The organism is Mycobacterium sp. ZZG, from assembly GCF_054786995.1.
Genome location: NZ_JBTBFV010000009.1, coordinates 1 through 15,728, shown reverse-complemented (window position 1 = coordinate 15,728; position 15,728 = coordinate 1). Strand labels below are relative to the sequence as shown.

Below are 15,728 nucleotides of genomic sequence, written 5' to 3'. Positions count from 1 at the left end.
CACCGCCGAGGTGCCGTGGCGGACGGGGACTGTCGGGGCCCGTGCCGGTCGGCCGGGCCGCAGTCAGGGCGCCTGCGGCAGTATTCGTTCCACCACATCCCGGGGGAGCAGCCCCGCGGGTGCGAAGCGACGGGCCGCCTCCACGAACTGCGGTGCGGTGGCACCGAGGTGCTCGACTATCTCCCGCGCGGCATCCTCCCGTCCGGCTAGGGCCGCGACGACCGCCCGCCAAAGCGCCTGGTCGGGCTCGAGTTCGGGGTCCTGTGGGCGCAGTTCCTCCAGTTGTCGGTCGGCCGTGTCCGGATCCCCGTTCAGCGCTAGCTGGAAGGCGGCGACTACCCGCTGATAGCGCTCCCACTTGGTGGTCAGGCGGTCGAGCTCGGTGACCGGGTCGGTGGAGTCGTCGACGCGCAGGTCCACCACCCGGTCGTGCCAGGGTCGCCCCGTGGTGTGGGCGCGAACCACCATGACCGCGGCCGACCGACGCCCCCGGAAGTCGCCCCCGGCGTCCTCCGCGGCGTGCAAGGCGCGCAGCAGCCGCTGGGTGAGTGGTTCCGGGTGCGACTCGAAAGACTTCCGCATGGCCTCCCACACGTCGGGCGAGACGACCATGTTCGCCAGAGCGGCGCATTCCTCGCCCACAAGGTGGCCAGCCTCAGCGACGCAGCCATCGCCGGTGTAGACGGCCATTTCTCCTGTCACCGCCAGGATGGCGACCTGCCGCCGCTCCGGATGCGGATCGACGCTGCGCAGGGCGGTCAACGACTCCTCGGCGGTGAACCCACTGCGCAGCAGGTCGAGGCCGACGTCGCCGTACATGGGCTCGGCCATCGACTGGGTGGCGATCACACCGTGACCGGGCATGGCGAACGGCACGCTGTTGCCGACGGCGAACGCCTGTGATTGGGTGGCGACGCCCATTTCGCCGGTGTCGGCGTCGCGGCCGATGATTGAGTACGTCACCCGTGTGCACTACCCGGTCCAAGGTGGATTAAACCGCTCCCGGGCCGGCGGTGCTCAAGCCCGCCGGCGTGCGCCTAGGGGGCGCGATCTTCGGCCTTCCTCTTGGTGCTCAACCTGAGGGCGGATGGCGGTTCTCCAGCTCGGCAAGAGCGCGGAATGTCGTTGCGCGGGAACGCAACTGCACGATTTCCTAACCCGAACGGGCTATGATCTGGCGTGGGTCCGCGTGATCGAAGCGCCCGCCAGAGGGGCAAGAGGGGTGCGGCGTGCCACTCCCCGGGCCGACGATTGGCCACCACAGGACCGGACGGACAGCATCACGAAAAAGGGCCGAACGACGCAACGGGCCCAACCGGTCTCCCGGTCGGGCCCGTCGGGGCAACGTCTGGACGTCTACTGGTTGGCTTCCTGGCGCTTCTCGGCGGCTTTGGCGCCGGCGCGGGCCGACTCGGCCTCGGCCTCCTTCTTGGCGACTTCCTGCTGCGCGTCTGCCTTGTCCTGCTGGGCCTTGCCTTCGCGAACCATGTCGTCGCGGCCGGTGACGGTGCCGATGGTTTCCTTGGCCTTGCCCTTCACGTCCTCGACGACGCCCTTGATGCCTTCTTCGGGACCACTGTTCTTCTCAGTCATGGCTGCCTTCCGCTGGATGGATGAGTTGGGGCGGGAGCGCCCCGTCATTGAGCCACCCCCTGGCTTCCCGAAGCCCTCTGGCGCTAAACGAGTGACCGGCGTCTCACGGGACCCTCTCAGCGGCATCTCAGCAACCGCTCTCGCCGGCATGTCAGCAGAGCGTTCTCAGCGCATTCCAGCGAACCGCTCTCAGCGGCAACGGGTTTGCCGGTGACGGCGTCGCGCCACAACCGTAAAAACCCCGCACGACAAAGGGGTTTGGCCTGCACGGACAGCGGGGTATGGAAGCGGCACCATGAGAAGCTCCCCACCGCAGGCTTTACTGCATCATCGGCGCCAGTATCAGGAAAGCGCCGGCATAGATCGCCACGCACGTCAGGATCAGAACCGCCAGGGCGATGCCGGCTGCCACCAGGATCCGGCGCAGCGGGTTGGTGTGCTGATTCATGTTTTCGGGTTACCCGGGACGGGGAGGCTGGTAACGGCCCCGCGGTGCGCCCATGAATAACGGCGACGCAGCCTGGGGTAATCTCGCTGGCAAGTTTCTGGGAGGTCAGATGGCCGATGTTGCGAGCCACATCAATGGACAGGGTCGCGGCGCGCAGTCGGTAGAGCTGCGCGTGAACGCCACCCTGGAGAACCTGGCTGTGCTGCGCACGTTGGTGGCCGCCATCGGCACCTTCGAGGACCTCGATTTCGACGCGGTCGCCGACCTTCGGCTCGCCGTCGACGAGGCCTGTACCCGGCTGATCCGGTCGGCCCTGCCCGACTCGACATTGTTGGTCGTGGTCGATCCCCAGCCCGACGCACTGGTCGTGCACGCGTCGACGACCTGTGACAACACGGACATCCTCGCGCCGGGCAGCTTCAGCTGGCATGTGCTGAGCTCGCTGACCGACGAGGTCACGACGTTCTCCGACGGCCAGCCCTCCGGTGACAGCGAGGTATTCGGCATCTCCATGACGACGAGGCGAGCGAGTTCGTTGCAGTGACCCGGTCGTCGTCCCAGGGTTCGTCGTCACGGTCGAGCTCTGAATACGCGGACGTTGCCGAGATGTTCCGCGCGCTCGCCGAGCTCGAAGAGGGCTCGAAGACGTTCCAACGGCAGCGTGACCGCATCGTCGAGCGCTGCCTCCCGCTGGCCGACCACATCGCGCGCCGGTTCGACGGCCGCGGTGAGCCGCGTGACGATCTTGTCCAGGTGGCCCGGGTCGGGCTGGTCAACGCCGTGATCCGGTTCGACGTCAACGCCGGCTCGGACTTCGTGTCGTTCGCAGTGCCGACCATCATGGGCGAGGTCCGCCGCCACTTCCGCGACAACAGCTGGTCGGTGAAGGTGCCGCGCCGGCTCAAGGAGCTGCATCTGCGGCTGGGCGCCGCGACGGCTGAGCTGTCGCAGCGGCTGGGCCGCGCCCCGACGGCCACCGAGCTGGCCGCCGAGCTGGAGATGGACCGCGACGAGGTCATCGAGGGTCTGGTCGCGGGCAGCTCCTACAACACGCTGTCGATCGACAGCGGCGGCAGCGGCAACGAGGACGCCCCCGCGATCGCCGACACGCTCGGCGACGTGGACCTGACGCTGGACCAGATCGAGAACCGCGAGGCGCTGCGACCACTGCTGGCACAGCTGCCGGAGCGCGAGCGCACGGTGCTGGTCCTGCGGTTCTTCGAGTCGATGACGCAGACGCAGATCGCCGAGCGGGTCGGCATCTCACAGATGCACGTCTCGCGGCTGCTCGCGAAGTCGCTAGCGCGGCTCCGCGACCAGCTTGAGTGACTGCGGTGGGTCTTCTCGCACCTCAGTAAGCGCGGCGGGAACGTCCTCGCAGATCGGCAGCGCCGAATCCGGGTCGCAGATGCGCAGTACCCGGTTGACCGCGTTACCGGGCACCAGCGCCCACCGGATGTCGCCGCTGACGCACTGCACGTTGAGGGTGTGCAGCGCCGAGAATCCGGCGGTGGAGAAGAACGTCAGTTCGGACAGGTCGACGACCAGCCAGTGTGTCTTGTCGGAGTGACGCAGCGCGTAGTTGACGAATTCGTTGCCGTTGGCGGCGTCGAGTTCACCGTGTCCCGCGACGACGGCGGTGGACGGTTCCGGCCAACTGATTTCGAAGAGCGCCGTATGGCAGACGAAGCTATCGCGGCCCTCATTAGGGGAGTGTTCTGGGACGTGATGCACGATGGCCTCCGATCAGGAGCACGAGTGCGGTGGTTCACGCCAAAGTGGGGCCCTAGTTCTCAAAGCCTCCACGGAGCCTGGGAGCCCCGTGTGGTGACGATGACCTTTTCAAAGGCTGGGAAATCAACCTGCTTTGAACCATACGCTCATCCGGTGATCTTGGACCCCGAATATGCCAGCTTTAAGCAAATCCTCAGCAGAACGTCGTCACTGCGTACAGACGATCACGGGCAGGGCATGAACAGTCGATGACGATCACGGGTAGGTCGTAAATAGCTGTGGCACAGAATATTTCGGTTACCGGTGTGGTGCTCGCCGCGGGCGCGGGCACACGCTTCGGGATGCCGAAGGTATTGGCCGACGGTGGCGCCTGGCTGCGGGCGAGCGTCGCCGCGCTGGCCGGCGGCGGCTGCGACGACGTGGTGGTGGTGCTGGGCGCCGCGGTCGTCGAGGTCCCCGCGCCCGCGCGCGCGGTCGTCGCCGAGGATTGGGGCGTCGGATTGAGTGCCTCGGTGCGGGCCGGAGTGCGGGCCGCGGGCACGACGGATTTCGTTGTGCTGACCACCGTCGACACCCCGGGTGTCGGTGCGGAGGCGGTGCGAAGGGTGCTGGCGGCGGCGCAGGAGTCGGGGTTGGCGCGGGCACGCTACGACCGACGACCGGGTCATCCGGTGGCGATCGCGCGCAGGCACTGGCCCGCCCTGCTGGACACGCTGTCCGGTGATGTCGGCGCCGGACCGTTCCTGAACAGCCGTGATGACGCCGTCGCCGTTGACTGTGCCGATCTGGGCAGCGGGCGCGACATCGACACGCGCTAACACACGGTTGGGCCCAGCGTTGACCAGCGCCGGCAGCGTATGTCTCAGCCCAGCATCGCCGCGGCGAACCGCGCCACGGCCTGCGCGCCGGTGCGGGCGGCGTCGTCCTGGCCGGGCCGGGCCCGCGTCGAGATCTCGCGGGTGGACGGGTCCAGGGTCACCTCGGCCAGCAGTTCGCCGGTCGTCGGCTCACACACCGCCCAGGAGTAGAGGGTCTCCGAAGACCATTGTGAGGCAAGGGTTTCCACGTAGTCAGCGCGGCGCTCGCCGAGCTCGGCGAGGGCGGGACGGTCGTCGACGCGGTCATCGGCGCGTAGCGCCCGCAGGTACCAGGCGCCGGCATTGATCTCGACGGGCTCCACCCCGACAGCTTGCCATGGTCCCGAAACGAGGCTCGGCCCCGCTGCCGTGGCAGCGGGGCCGTTCCCACCCCTCGGCTCTCCTGACTGCCTGTGTGCAGCAACCCGACGAACCCACTCTGGGGCAAACCATAACGCCACCGGGGTCACCGCAGCGTTTCTTTGGTGAAAACAAGCAAATTTCGGTGAAGACACAAAAACCTGAAAACGGGGCGCCATCAGACGATGGCGCCCCGTTCTTCGAGTAAGTGAGACCTATTCGGCGCTCTTGAGCTCCGCGATCACGGTGCCCTGGGTGATGGCCGCGCCGGGCTCGACGGACAGCCCGGTGACCACGCCGTCCTTGTGGGCGGTGACGGGGTTCTCCATCTTCATGGCCTCCAGCACCACCACCAGGTCACCGGCCGCCACGGTTTGACCTTCCTCGACGGCGACCTTGACCACGGTGCCCTGCATCGGGGCGGTCACGGCGTCACCCGAGGCCGCGGCGCTGCCGCCACCGCCACGCTTGCGCGGCTTGGGCTTCTTACGGATCGCGCCGTGCGCCGGGGCGCCGCCGTTGCCGATCGCGAGATCGCCGGGCAGCGACACCTCGAGGCGGCGGCCACCGACCTCGACGACGACGGTCTGCCGCGGGATGGTGTCCTCTTCATCGATGGGGTCGCCGCCGGTGAAGGGTTCGACAGTGTTGTTCCACTCGGTTTCGATCCAGCGGGTGTGGACGTCGAACTTGGTGCCGTCGCCGATGAACGCGGGGTCGGACACCACGGCGCGGTGGAACGGGATGACCGTCGCCAGGCCTTCGACGGTGAACTCGTCAAGGGCGCGCCGCGAGCGGGCCAGCGCCTCCTCGCGGGTGGCGCCGCTGACGATCAGCTTGGCCAGCATCGAGTCGAACTGGCCGCCGATGACCGAGCCGCTCTCCACACCGGAGTCCATGCGCACACCGGGACCGGTGGGGGCGACGAACTTGGTGACCGGGCCGGGGGCGGGCAGGAAGCCGCGGCCGGCGTCCTCGCCGTTGATGCGGAACTCGATGGAGTGCCCACGCGGGGTGGGGTCCTCGGTGATGTCGAGGGCCTCGCCGTTGGCGATCTTGAACTGCTGCAGCACCAGGTCGATGCCGGAGGTCTCCTCGGTGACCGGGTGCTCGACCTGCAGGCGGGTGTTGACCTCGAGGAAGGAGATCAGCCCGTCCTGGCCGACCAGGTACTCGACGGTGCCCGCGCCGTAGTAGCCGGCCTCTTTGCAGATCCGCTTGGCCGACTCGTGGATCTCTTTGCGCTGGGCGTCGGTCAGGAACGGCGCGGGGGCTTCTTCGACGAGCTTCTGGAAGCGGCGCTGCAGTGAGCAGTCGCGGGTGCCGGCGACCACGACGTTGCCGTGGGTGTCGGCGATGACCTGGGCCTCGACGTGGCGGGGCTTGTCCAGGTAGCGCTCGACGAAGCACTCGCCGCGGCCGAACGCCGCGACGGCCTCACGGACGGCCGAGTCGTAGAGCTCGGGGATCTCTTCGATGGTGCGGGCGACCTTCATGCCGCGCCCGCCGCCGCCGAAGGCGGCCTTGATGGCCACCGGCACGCCGTACTCCTTGGCGAAGGCGACGACCTCGTCGGCGTCCTTGACCGGTTCGGAGGTGCCGGGCACCAGCGGGGCGTTGGCGCGGGCGGCGATGTGGCGGGCGGTGACCTTGTCGCCGAGGTCGCGGATCGACTGCGGGCTGGGCCCGATCCAGATCAGCCCGGCATCGAGCACGGCCTGGGCGAAATCGGCGTTCTCGGACAGGAATCCGTAGCCGGGGTGGATGGCGTTGGCGCCGGACTTGGCGGCGGCGTCGAGCAGCTTCTCGAACACCAGATACGACTCGGCCGAGGTCTGCCCGCCCAGGGCGAACGCCTCGTCGGCCAGCCGCACGTGCGGGGCGTCGGCGTCGGGCTCGGCGTACACGGCCACGCTGGCCAGTCCGGCGTCTCTTGCTGCACGGATGACTCGGACGGCAATCTCTCCGCGGTTGGCGACAAGCACCTTGGAGATCTTCGAGCTGGCGTGACTGGCCACTGGCGCCTCCTGATGGCGTGGTTCTGTTGGCCGAAAACGGCCATCTCTAAGAAACGTCTTTAAGAATCTATCGGGCAGTTTAAGCGCCGCTGCCGTGCCCCCGCCAAGCGGTGCCGGTTACCGCCGAGTAGGTTCGGCCGACCGGTCGGCGCATCGGGTCAGGGCCCTCGCTGTGCCCCTTCCCTAGGGCTGTCCTGATCACACCGGAGGGACACCCCGTGGTGGCGGACGCGGTTTCCGCCGGCGCGCTTGGCGCTGTACATCGCCACGTCGGCCTGGACGGTGAGCCAGTGCAGCGAGTCGACGATGGTGCCGGTGTCGAGGGTGCCGACCGCGACGGTGGCGGTGCCGACACTGCCGGTCAGCTCGTAGGGCGTGGCGGTGACGGCTTCGCGGGCCCGTTCGCCGAGGGCGTCGGCCAGGGGGCTGGAGATGATGTCGGCGACCAGGAACTCCTCGCCGCCGACGCGGCCGACGATCGCCGTATCCGGCAGGTGCGCGCACAGTTCCCGGCCGACGGCGACGAGCGCGTCATCGCCGGCGCTGTGGCCGAGGGTGTCGTTGAGCATTTTGAACCGGTCAAGGTCGATCATCGCGAAGGCCAGGTAGCTGCCGCTGCGCTTGCCGTCGAGCACCGCGGCGACGACGGTGCGTTCGAACGAGCGACGGTTGAGCAGCCCGGTCAGCGGATCACGGTCGGACTGGATCAGGTCGAGGCCCAGCGCGTGCACCATGATCTGGATCGCCAGCGGGACACCGGCGTTGAGTTCGAGGACGAGGAAAAACATCGTCAGCGCCAGCACCGCTTCGCCGTCGGCGACCAGATGCATCACGTGCATCGACGCCACGCTGAGCGCGACGAACAGATTGACGGCCACCAGCTGGGCTGAGTGGAAGAAGGCCAGATAGCCGCCGGACACCGCGAGCGCCGCACACGCCATCAAGCCGATCTCAGGCTGGGCGGCGGTCCAGCTGCCGAGCCCGACGCACGCACAGAGGAACAGCGCGAAACCGATGGACTGGCCGCGGGTGGGCCAGCGGGTGAGCCAGAGCGCCGCGTAGCCGAGTCCGACCACGCCCGCGACCGCGCCGAGGGTGATCAGGAAGGCGCGGTTGGTTGGCGCCGGACCCCAGATCGCGTTGAGCGGAACGAGCGCGCCGGAGCCGGCGACGATCGCCATCAGGGTCTGGGCCGGGCGGGTGAAGCCGCGGGCATGCATGTAGCTCGACAGCCAGTCGTATTGATCCGGCTGCTGCCACCAGCGTCTGATCGCCCCCACGAAACCCCCCGCTCGGATCCCACAACCGCTCACCCCGGTCCGTGGTCCAGACGGTGTGAGCGGTTTGCTAGAGCCTAGCGGGCGCCAAAACGGATAGTGAACAGAAGATCAAATCTGCTTGCGTGTCGAACGACTGGCGGGTCAGTTCACCAGTTGCCCATGCCGGGGCCCGGCTTCCAGTTCGGGTTGAACGGCCGGGCGCGGGTGCCGCCCATCCGGTCGGGGACGGCCTTGATGGACTCTTTGATCTCACCCTGGGCGAGCATGCCGCCGTCGGGGCCGCGGACTTCACCGAAAGTGGCGTCGCCGGAGACGGATCCGGCTTGACGGCTGGTGACGGTGCGGTCGACGCCGATCTCCTTGGCCGACGCGGTGGCGCTGGAGAGCGCGACGAGCGCGGCCGGTGCGGCGAACACCGCCGTCCACGCGACGAGCTTGCGTGCGCGGTCGCTCCCCCTGGTGGTTTTCGCCATTGCCTACACCCTCCCTGCGCACTCCCAGGGGGAATGCTGTTGTCGCGCCCGGTCACTGAGCTATCGCGCCGGTGGGAGGGGAGTGTTACTTCAACCGGTTCTTGATGCGGGCCAGCATCGCCGACATGCCGCGCAGTCGCAGCGGGCTGATCAGCTTGGCCAGGCCGAGCTCGCTGTAGAAGTCGTCGGGCACGGCCAGGATGTCGTCGGCGGACTGCCCGTCCAGGCCGGTGGCCAGGATCGCGGCGAACCCGCGGGTGGTCGGGGCCTCGGCGGGCGCGCTGAAGAACAGTCGCACGTTGTCGCGGTCGGCGGCGTCGACGTGCAGGAACAGCGGTGACTGGCATTCGGGCACCGGTTCCATCGCCGCCTCTTCGAGCTCGTCGGGAAGCGGCGGCAATTCACCGGCGAACTCCAGCAGCAGGGCCAACTTGTCTTGTCCCTCAACCTCTTTGAAGTCGGAGACCACCTCGGCCAGTGCGGGGGGCATACTCATCGGTTCATCGTTTCTCGCTAGGTCGCTTACGGCGCCTGGCCGGGCTCGTCACCCACGGCCACAGGCACCCGCACCGCGTTGCCCCACTCGGTCCAGGAGCCGTCGTAGTTGCGCACGCCGGACAGGCCGAGCAGATGGGTCAGCACGAACCAGGTGTGGCTGGAGCGTTCGCCGATGCGGCAGTACACCACCGTCTTGTTCTCGGGATCGAGGAAGTCGGCGTAGAGCTCTTCGAGTTCGGCACGGCTGCGGAACTTGCCGTTGTCGAGTGCGGCCTTGGCCCACGGGATGGACACCGCGGTCGGGATGTGGCCGCCGCGCAGCGCGCCCTCTTCGGGGTAGTCGGGCATGTGGGTGCGTTCGCCGGTGTACTCCTGCGGGGAGCGCACGTCGATCAGCGGCTGCTCGCCCAGGACGGTCAGCACGTCCTCCTTGAAGGCGCGGATCGGGGCGTCGTTGCGCTCGACGACGGGGTAGCCGGCGGTCTGTTTGGTCGGCACGTCGAGGGTGGTGTCGCGGCCGTCGGAGATCCACAGGTTGCGGCCGCCGTCGAGCAGGCGGACGTCGGGGTGGCCGAACAGCGTGAACACCCACAGCGCGTAGGCGGCCCACCAGTTGCTCTTGTCGCCGTAGATCACCACGGTGTCGTCACGGGAGATGCCCTTGCGGTCCATCAGCTCGGCGAACTGCTCGCCGGTGATGTAGTCGCGCACGTGGGGATCGTTGAGGTCGGTGTGCCAGTCGATCTTCACCGCGCCGGGGATGTGGCCGGTGTCGTAGAGCAGCACGTCCTCGTCGGACTCGACGATGGCCAGGCCCGGCCGGCCGAGATTGCCCGACAGCCAGTCGGCGGTGACGAGCCGTTCCGGGTGGGCGTAGGACTGCAGAGCAGGACTGGGATCAGCGGGTAGCGGCACGCCTTCGAGCCTACCGGGGAGGTGGGGCGCGGTTTTGGGCGACAGCGTGTCCAGTTTTCGAAGCTGAGGACGAGATTGCAGCCATGGTCGCTGGGGATCGGGAGCCGCAGCGAAGTTCACGCGTCCTTCAGTCGGGCCAGAAGCCCGGACTCCGAGCGCAGCACTTGGTGAAGTGCCCTCGCGACCCGGGCTTTATGCGCCTGCCGGTTCGCGGAGTCATCAGGACGTTGAGCGGGGCGCTGATCCATGCCCATGGCCACAAGGGTATGGGCTTACGGGCCGATGCTGCTCGTCTCGGTCAGTGCCGGCGCGTCCTGCAGCGCGTCGGGGCGCATGGCGTAGCTGATGACGCTGAGCGTGCACAGGATCAGCGCGGCGACGACGGCGATCTTGGTGCGCAGCTCGGCGTGGTAGAGGCCATGCCGCATGTCCTCGCGGGCCTGCCGCCACGCGGCCACGCCGGCGTGGCGCAGCGGGTTCTCGACCAGGTGATGCAGCGCCAGCGCCAGGCCGAACGCCAGCGTCAGCACGCTGACGTAGAAGTACGCGTCGGGTTCCATGATCGCGGCCAGCAGCACGATCACCGGCCAGTGCGTCAGATACAGCGCATAGGACACGTCGCCGACGTAGGTGATGGCCCGGTTGCGCAGGACACCCTGCAGCGCGGGCTCGTGCCCCACTCCGGCGGCGATCACCAGCGCAGTGCCGGCCACCGGCAGCAGCGCCCACGGCGCGGGGAACCCGGCGGATCCGTCGATGACGAACATGCTCGCGCCGATCAGCGCGACGCCGGCCCAGGACAGCAGCGGGCGGACCGGGTCGGGCAGGCGGGCGAACGCGCCGACCGCGGTGGCCAGCAGCGCGCCGACGCCGAGCTCCCAGGCGCGCGCGGCGGTGTCGAGGTACGCCGCGGCCGGCGACGCCGAGGTGGCGTACACCGCCCAGGCGAACGACGCGAGGACGAGCAGGCCGGTGGCCGCGGCGATCCGCGCCAGCCAGCGGTTGTGGCTCCAGGCGCCGCGCACGGCCACCACGGTGATCCCGACGATCACGAGCGGCCAGACCAGCAGGAACTGCTCCTCGATCGACAGCGGCCAGTAGTGCAACAGCGGTGACGCGGTGTCGGTCGCCGCCAGCACGTCGGTGCCGACGAAATGCCAGTTGGCGACGAAGAAGAACGCGAACAGCGCGTCGATGCCGGTGGTGCGCAGCGCCGGCGGCGGCAGCACGTACACGACGGCGGCGAGGGTCGCGACGAGCACGACGGTGGCGGCCGGGACGATGCGGCGCAGGCGGTCCCAGTAGTAGCGGCGCAGCGGCGGGGCGCCGCCGTCGGCGGCGGCTCGCAGCAAACTCTCAGTGACGAAGAATCCGGTGATGACGAAGAAGACGTCGATACCGACGAAGCCGCCGCTGGGCGCGCCCCACAGATGATGCGCGAACACGGCCACGACCGCGACGGCGCGCAATCCCTGAATGTCCAGTCGATGGTTTGCTCGTTCCGCGCGGCGGCGGCGTCGAATTTCCGATTGACGCCATTGATCGAGCCTTGTCACCATGTGTGCCCCCCGGCAAGCATCGACAGTTCTTCGCCATCTTTCCGGTTCCGGGACTTTTGGCAACTCGACGTGTTCGGCGTCACGGCCGGGAAATGCGCGCGCGACGCCTGAGAGACCACTGTCGGTGGCTGCGTGCTTCCTGGGGAGATCCTGCCGGTGTGCTTGAGATCGGGCCGTTGGCGTGCCGCCGGCCTTAGCCTGATCAGGCAGTCTCCACGAGACTCCCAGCAAAGGGGCGTCGGATCTCTTGGGGCGAAAGACGATTGGCAGCAAGGGACCGTGATGAACAGAGTGATCGTGGCGACGACCGTGACGATGTGTGCCGTTGCGGCGGGCGCCGTCGCGGGTGCCGGGCCGGCGTCAGCGCACGCCGACGACGCGCAGATCCAGTACAAGGAGCCGAACGCGGCGTGGGTGATGCCGGACCTGAAGGACGAGGTGCTTTACCGCGCCGAACAGGACGTTGAGGGCGTCGTCGACAACATGCCGTTGATGTTCAAGACCCTGGCGCCCAATCACGAGGCCGTCTACAACCTGGAGGACTGGGTGGTGTGCGGTGAGTCGCCGAAGGCGGGCAGCGCGCTGTCGAAGGAGAAGACGAAGTCGGTGACGCTGCTGGTCGAGCGGCCCGGCGGGAAGGCCTGCGGCGCGTAACGAGGGGTTGCGCCACCGGGCTGCGGAACCGGCGTGAGCAAATCGTTACCTAACGCTTTGGGTTGAGCTTCCAGGCACCTCTAAGCTTCTCGGCATGGAGCTGAAGGGGTTCAGGAGGCAGCGGCGAAGCATGGCAGTCGCAGCGGTGGCGGCCGGGATGTTTGCGTCGGGTATCGGCATCGGTGCGCCGACCGCGGGGGCGGCGCCCGCCGTGGGGGACACGTGGCAGATGGGCACCTACCGGAATGAGGTCCTGCAGCGCGCCATCGACGACGTGATCGCCACCGCGGGCGAACAGAACGTCCGCTTCAACCTGTACAACCGAGACCTGAACCAGGTGATCTACAACTACACCAACTGGGTGGTGTGCGGGCAGTCGCCGTCGGCCGGCAGCACGGTGAAGGTCGGCGAGAAGCCGCGGACGGTGACCTTCGCGTTGGCGCGGCGTTTCTCGGGCTGCTAGTTCCGGCGCTTCGTCAAAGCGCCTGCCGCGGTGCGGCTTTCCGCCGGGCGGTAGGCATCGTGAGCGAATCGTTACCTCAAGCTGGGAGTTTCCTGTGAGCCGGTCATTAGGCTTGCTGGGAACTCGACCGAGGGAAAACGATGTTGCTGAAGAAGATTGCTGTTCCGATCGCCGCCGCGGGGCTGACGTTCTGTGTCACGACGGGGGTGTCCGCGCCCCTGGCCGGGGCCGCCAGCGACGTCGCACCCACGCCGGTGCCGGCTGCGAGTGCGGCGTTGATCATGCCGGAGCTGCGGACCATGGTGCTGCAGCGCGCGGTCCGCACGCTGCACGCCGCCACCGGTAACGCCGATCTCGACCTGCGGTTCGTCAACCGTAAAGACGTCCGCGACGTGATCAACCAGCAGAACTGGGAAGTGTGCGCCCAGAATCCCAGTGCGGGCAGAACGATTTCGCAGAAGACGAAGCGGGTCATCCTGTACGTGAAGCGGCCCGGTAGCCGCGGTTGCTCCTAGCGCCGTCCGGCACGGAGCGCGGCGGCCGCTGATTCTGGCGATGCCGGTGGGCGGCGCCGCATCACCGTGATCGCGAGCAACGGGTGGCGGCTGCTGACTCAGCAAACGCAGCAACCGGGAGATTTCGCTCCGGCGAAGGGGGCCCGCATACCTCCGCAAGGATTGTCGCCACCGTTAAAACAGGCTGTTTACATGGCATTTCGCCACATTGCGGCCACCGGGGTGATTGACTTCGCGCCCAACCGGTGGGATCGTGACAGCTAACTGAAACGGGAGGAAGTGGGGGCCATGTCCGCTATCGCTGAGAAATTGTCGAACGCCGGTACCAGATTCCAGGTGGGAACCGCCGCGTGCGCGGTGGCTGCCGCGGCCGTGTTGACGCCGGCGGTGGCCGCACAGGCCGACATCACGGTGCCGGTGCCCGCCGCGCCGGCGATGTCGGACATCGTGACGGCGCCGATGATCTCGTCGGTCGGCATCGTCGAGCAGGGGTCGTGGATCTGGTTCGGCCGCACCAAGGATGACGGCCCCGCCTACACCTCGGTGGCGTCGTTCTCGCCGCTGGCCCTGGTGCCGGGATTCCTGCAGCCGCTGTTCTCGTGGTTCGCGAACATCAACTTCACCGCCTGCTTCCTCGGCCTGAATGCGCGGATCGGGCCCTACGGCACGCTGTCGGTCGGTTTCAGCCGAGGCTGCTGACCCGGTTCCGTCAGCGCCGCCAGAGATCGGCGACGGACAGTCCGGTACGGCGCACCAGCCGGTGCACCAGCGGCAGGCTGATCCCGATCACGTTCGACGGATCGCCCTCGATGCGGTCGATGAACCAGCCGCCGAGCCCGTCGAGCGTGAAAGCCCCTGCGACATAAAGCGGTTCACCGCTGCCGACATAGGCGGCCACTTCTGCGTCGGTGGGCTCACCGAAATGGACCTTGGTGCTGCCGGTGTCGCCCTCGGTGTGGGTGATGACGCCGCCGGCGATGCGCAACAGCGCGTGCCCGGTGAGCAGATGCCCCGCCGAGCCGGCCATCGATTCCCATTGCGCGCGAGCCGCATCCGCCGAGCCGGGCTTGCCGCGCAGCACGCCGTCGAGAAACAGCATCGAGTCACAGCCGATCACCACACAGTCGGCCATCAACTCCTCGGGCAGCTTCGCGGCCACGCTGAGCGCCTTGGCGTTGGCGAGCTTGGCCACCACCGCCTCCGGCGGCAGATCGGGGTCCAGCGACGCGAGGAGCGCGTCCTCGTCGACGTCGGAGACGATCACCTCCGGGTCGATGCCGGCCTGGCGCAGCACGCCGAGCCGGCCTTGGGACGCCGAGGCGAGAACGACGCGGGTCATCGCTGAATCACGCAGATCATGGTGGCGACTCTATCGGGGGATCAACAGACCGCTCGCCGCCGCGACACCCCGATGGTCTCCGGGTTTGCCCACGCATTGCTGGGATATCCCTTTCGCTTCGTTCGCCCGGCAGATCAAATGTTGGTTTCTCCGCATTAACATTTGGCTTCTGAAAGCTTGATGCGGGCCTTCCAGCGGGCACCGCGCTGAGCCAGTGGACCTCTGTTTGTGCAGCTAGAGCCGGGTTTATGCCCACGGCGCGGGTGTGGTACGCGGGTCACAATCCTGCTTTTGACACCCCCGAACAGGCGTGCCAGTCTTCGAGCACATTCCGAACAAAGGGAAGTGGGGGGCAGGACGATGTCAACTGTTGCCGCAGTTTTCTCGACCGTCGGTACCAAGGTTCAGGTGGGCGCCGCCGCATGCGCGATTGCGGGGGCCGCGGTCCTGACGCCGGCAGTCGCCGCGCAGGCCGATATCGTCACGGTGTCCGCCCCGTCGGCGCCGACGCTCTCCGAGATCATGGCCGCACCGGCGCTGGGCGCCGCGGCCGTTCCCGAGCAGTGGTGGTGGTTCCACGGCCCCGGCCCGGGTGAGGACGGCCCCACCACGTTCTTCACCTTCACACCGTTGGCGTTGATTCCGAACTGGATCAGACCGCTCTACAGCTGGTTCACCCAGAGCTTGAACTTCTCGACGTGCATTTTCGGGATCACGCTGTCGATCGGCCCCTACGGCACCACCAAGCTCGGCTACAGCCGGGGCTGCTGACACTCTTCCCACGAAAAAGCTCCAGGCAGCGGAGAACCGCTGCCTGGAGTTTCGTGCGTCTGCGTCAAGCGCTCATCTGTTCTGTCTGCTCTTCGCGCAAGCGCTCATCGCCGCATGTGCATGCGTTCCAGCAGCGTGACGCGCTGCCAGCTGGTGACGGCGTAGCGCAGCTTGTCGACAGGGTGGCCCCACGGGTTGAGTTCCTGGGGGCCGGGATCGGCCGGGGCGCCGCCACGGCGGCGGCCAGGACG

At 67.9% G+C, this 15,728-nt stretch carries 20 protein-coding genes; 8 read left to right on the top strand and 12 right to left on the bottom strand.

Features of this window, described 5'->3' with window-relative positions; all coding sequences use genetic code 11:
* Positions 1-63: 63 nt before the first annotated feature.
* From ACXMYJ_RS07845 to ACXMYJ_RS07835, 3 genes are all read right to left on the bottom strand, one after another.
* On the bottom strand, positions 64-963 hold the full coding sequence (locus ACXMYJ_RS07845; RefSeq protein ID WP_260757640.1) for a DUF1028 domain-containing protein: 900 nt from the start codon (positions 961-963) through the stop codon (positions 64-66).
* 393 nt (positions 964-1,356) lie between these two features.
* On the bottom strand, positions 1,357-1,593 hold the full coding sequence (mbp1, locus tag ACXMYJ_RS07840) for a microaggregate-binding protein 1 (protein ID WP_260757641.1): 237 nt from the start codon (positions 1,591-1,593) through the stop codon (positions 1,357-1,359).
* Positions 1,594-1,912: 319 nt separating this feature from the next.
* Complete coding sequence (locus ACXMYJ_RS07835; protein WP_460355183.1) at positions 1,913-2,041, bottom strand: hypothetical protein; 129 nt, start codon at positions 2,039-2,041, stop codon at positions 1,913-1,915.
* Between the two features lie 109 nt (positions 2,042-2,150).
* On the opposite strand from ACXMYJ_RS07835, the gene ACXMYJ_RS07830 reads away from it, so the two are divergent.
* Both ACXMYJ_RS07830 and ACXMYJ_RS07825 read left to right on the top strand, forming a co-directional pair.
* Entirely contained in the window at positions 2,151-2,585 is a 435-nt protein-coding gene (locus ACXMYJ_RS07830; protein WP_460355180.1) for an ATP-binding protein, read from the top strand.
* A gap of 62 nt (positions 2,586-2,647) precedes the next feature.
* Positions 2,648-3,370: an RNA polymerase sigma factor SigF gene (locus tag ACXMYJ_RS07825; protein ID WP_460355178.1), complete on the top strand. Its 723-nt coding sequence runs from the start codon at positions 2,648-2,650 to the stop codon at positions 3,368-3,370.
* Here the strand turns inward: ACXMYJ_RS07825 and ACXMYJ_RS07820 are convergent.
* Positions 3,341-3,775, bottom strand: a complete 435-nt coding sequence (locus ACXMYJ_RS07820; protein WP_460355176.1) for an STAS domain-containing protein — start codon at positions 3,773-3,775, stop codon at positions 3,341-3,343. The genes ACXMYJ_RS07825 and ACXMYJ_RS07820 overlap by 30 nt on opposite strands.
* Before the next feature lie 278 nt (positions 3,776-4,053).
* On the opposite strand from ACXMYJ_RS07820, the gene ACXMYJ_RS07815 reads away from it, so the two are divergent.
* Positions 4,054-4,593, top strand: coding sequence for a nucleotidyltransferase family protein (locus ACXMYJ_RS07815; protein WP_443187655.1), 540 nt, complete (start codon positions 4,054-4,056; stop codon positions 4,591-4,593).
* A gap of 44 nt (positions 4,594-4,637) precedes the next feature.
* On the opposite strand, the gene ACXMYJ_RS07810 is transcribed toward ACXMYJ_RS07815, so the two are convergent.
* The 7 genes from ACXMYJ_RS07810 to ACXMYJ_RS07780 form a co-directional block, all read right to left on the bottom strand.
* Positions 4,638-4,955, bottom strand: coding sequence for a hypothetical protein (locus ACXMYJ_RS07810; protein ID WP_443187656.1), 318 nt, complete (start codon positions 4,953-4,955; stop codon positions 4,638-4,640).
* 252 nt (positions 4,956-5,207) lie between these two features.
* Positions 5,208-7,010, bottom strand: coding sequence for an acetyl/propionyl/methylcrotonyl-CoA carboxylase subunit alpha (locus ACXMYJ_RS07805; RefSeq protein WP_443187657.1), 1,803 nt, complete (start codon positions 7,008-7,010; stop codon positions 5,208-5,210).
* 158 nt (positions 7,011-7,168) lie between these two features.
* Positions 7,169-8,290 carry a GGDEF domain-containing protein gene (locus ACXMYJ_RS07800; RefSeq protein WP_460355172.1) on the bottom strand — a complete coding sequence of 374 codons (1,122 nt, stop codon included), beginning with the start codon at positions 8,288-8,290 and terminating at the stop codon, positions 7,169-7,171.
* A 146-nt stretch (positions 8,291-8,436) separates the two neighbouring features.
* Positions 8,437-8,763, bottom strand: a complete 327-nt coding sequence (locus ACXMYJ_RS07795) for a hypothetical protein (protein WP_460355169.1) — start codon at positions 8,761-8,763, stop codon at positions 8,437-8,439.
* Between the two features lie 85 nt (positions 8,764-8,848).
* Positions 8,849-9,259 (bottom strand): SufE family protein, encoded by a 411-nt coding sequence (locus ACXMYJ_RS07790; RefSeq protein ID WP_460355166.1) that lies wholly within the window; start codon positions 9,257-9,259, stop codon positions 8,849-8,851.
* Positions 9,260-9,285: 26 nt separating this feature from the next.
* Positions 9,286-10,176: a sulfurtransferase gene (locus tag ACXMYJ_RS07785; protein WP_460355163.1), complete on the bottom strand. Its 891-nt coding sequence runs from the start codon at positions 10,174-10,176 to the stop codon at positions 9,286-9,288.
* A 272-nt stretch (positions 10,177-10,448) separates the two neighbouring features.
* Complete coding sequence (locus tag ACXMYJ_RS07780) at positions 10,449-11,645, bottom strand: acyltransferase family protein (protein WP_460355160.1); 1,197 nt, start codon at positions 11,643-11,645, stop codon at positions 10,449-10,451.
* Between the two features lie 372 nt (positions 11,646-12,017).
* Between ACXMYJ_RS07780 and ACXMYJ_RS07775 the strand changes: the two genes are divergently transcribed.
* The 4 genes from ACXMYJ_RS07775 (at position 12,018) to ACXMYJ_RS07760 (ending at position 14,066) form a co-directional block, all read left to right on the top strand.
* Entirely contained in the window at positions 12,018-12,389 is a 372-nt protein-coding gene (locus tag ACXMYJ_RS07775) for a hypothetical protein (RefSeq protein WP_460355158.1), read from the top strand.
* A gap of 130 nt (positions 12,390-12,519) precedes the next feature.
* Positions 12,520-12,852: a hypothetical protein gene (locus ACXMYJ_RS07770; RefSeq protein ID WP_460355156.1), complete on the top strand. Its 333-nt coding sequence runs from the start codon at positions 12,520-12,522 to the stop codon at positions 12,850-12,852.
* Positions 12,853-12,992: 140 nt separating this feature from the next.
* Positions 12,993-13,367, top strand: coding sequence for a hypothetical protein (locus tag ACXMYJ_RS07765; protein ID WP_460355153.1), 375 nt, complete (start codon positions 12,993-12,995; stop codon positions 13,365-13,367).
* Between the two features lie 288 nt (positions 13,368-13,655).
* Positions 13,656-14,066, top strand: a complete 411-nt coding sequence (locus tag ACXMYJ_RS07760) for a hypothetical protein (RefSeq protein ID WP_460355151.1) — start codon at positions 13,656-13,658, stop codon at positions 14,064-14,066.
* A gap of 10 nt (positions 14,067-14,076) precedes the next feature.
* On the opposite strand, the gene ACXMYJ_RS07755 is transcribed toward ACXMYJ_RS07760, so the two are convergent.
* Complete coding sequence (locus ACXMYJ_RS07755; protein ID WP_460355149.1) at positions 14,077-14,706, bottom strand: Maf family protein; 630 nt, start codon at positions 14,704-14,706, stop codon at positions 14,077-14,079.
* A gap of 360 nt (positions 14,707-15,066) precedes the next feature.
* Between ACXMYJ_RS07755 and ACXMYJ_RS07750 the strand changes: the two genes are divergently transcribed.
* Positions 15,067-15,477: a hypothetical protein gene (locus ACXMYJ_RS07750; protein ID WP_460355147.1), complete on the top strand. Its 411-nt coding sequence runs from the start codon at positions 15,067-15,069 to the stop codon at positions 15,475-15,477.
* The last annotated feature ends 251 nt before the right edge of the window (positions 15,478-15,728 follow it).

Bases quoted from the DNA above. Each gene is read 5' to 3' on its own strand.
- ACXMYJ_RS07765 (WP_460355153.1), top strand. From the start codon at position 12,993: ATGTTGCTGAAGAAGATTGCTGTTCCGATCGCCGCCGCGGGGCTGACG.
- ACXMYJ_RS07775 (WP_460355158.1), top strand. From the start codon at position 12,018: ATGAACAGAGTGATCGTGGCGACGACCGTGACGATGTGTGCCGTTGCG.
- ACXMYJ_RS07790 (WP_460355166.1), bottom strand. From the start codon at position 9,259: ATGAGTATGCCCCCCGCACTGGCCGAGGTGGTCTCCGACTTCAAAGAG.
- ACXMYJ_RS07825 (WP_460355178.1), top strand. From the start codon at position 2,648: ATGTTCCGCGCGCTCGCCGAGCTCGAAGAGGGCTCGAAGACGTTCCAA.
- ACXMYJ_RS07770 (WP_460355156.1), top strand. From the start codon at position 12,520: ATGGCAGTCGCAGCGGTGGCGGCCGGGATGTTTGCGTCGGGTATCGGC.
- ACXMYJ_RS07795 (WP_460355169.1), bottom strand. From the start codon at position 8,763: ATGGCGAAAACCACCAGGGGGAGCGACCGCGCACGCAAGCTCGTCGCG.
- mbp1 (WP_260757641.1), bottom strand. From the start codon at position 1,593: ATGACTGAGAAGAACAGTGGTCCCGAAGAAGGCATCAAGGGCGTCGTC.
- ACXMYJ_RS07830 (WP_460355180.1), top strand. From the start codon at position 2,151: ATGGCCGATGTTGCGAGCCACATCAATGGACAGGGTCGCGGCGCGCAG.
- ACXMYJ_RS07835 (WP_460355183.1), bottom strand. From the start codon at position 2,041: ATGAATCAGCACACCAACCCGCTGCGCCGGATCCTGGTGGCAGCCGGC.
- ACXMYJ_RS07760 (WP_460355151.1), top strand. From the start codon at position 13,656: ATGTCCGCTATCGCTGAGAAATTGTCGAACGCCGGTACCAGATTCCAG.
- ACXMYJ_RS07755 (WP_460355149.1), bottom strand. From the start codon at position 14,706: ATGACCCGCGTCGTTCTCGCCTCGGCGTCCCAAGGCCGGCTCGGCGTG.
- ACXMYJ_RS07750 (WP_460355147.1), top strand. From the start codon at position 15,067: ATGTCAACTGTTGCCGCAGTTTTCTCGACCGTCGGTACCAAGGTTCAG.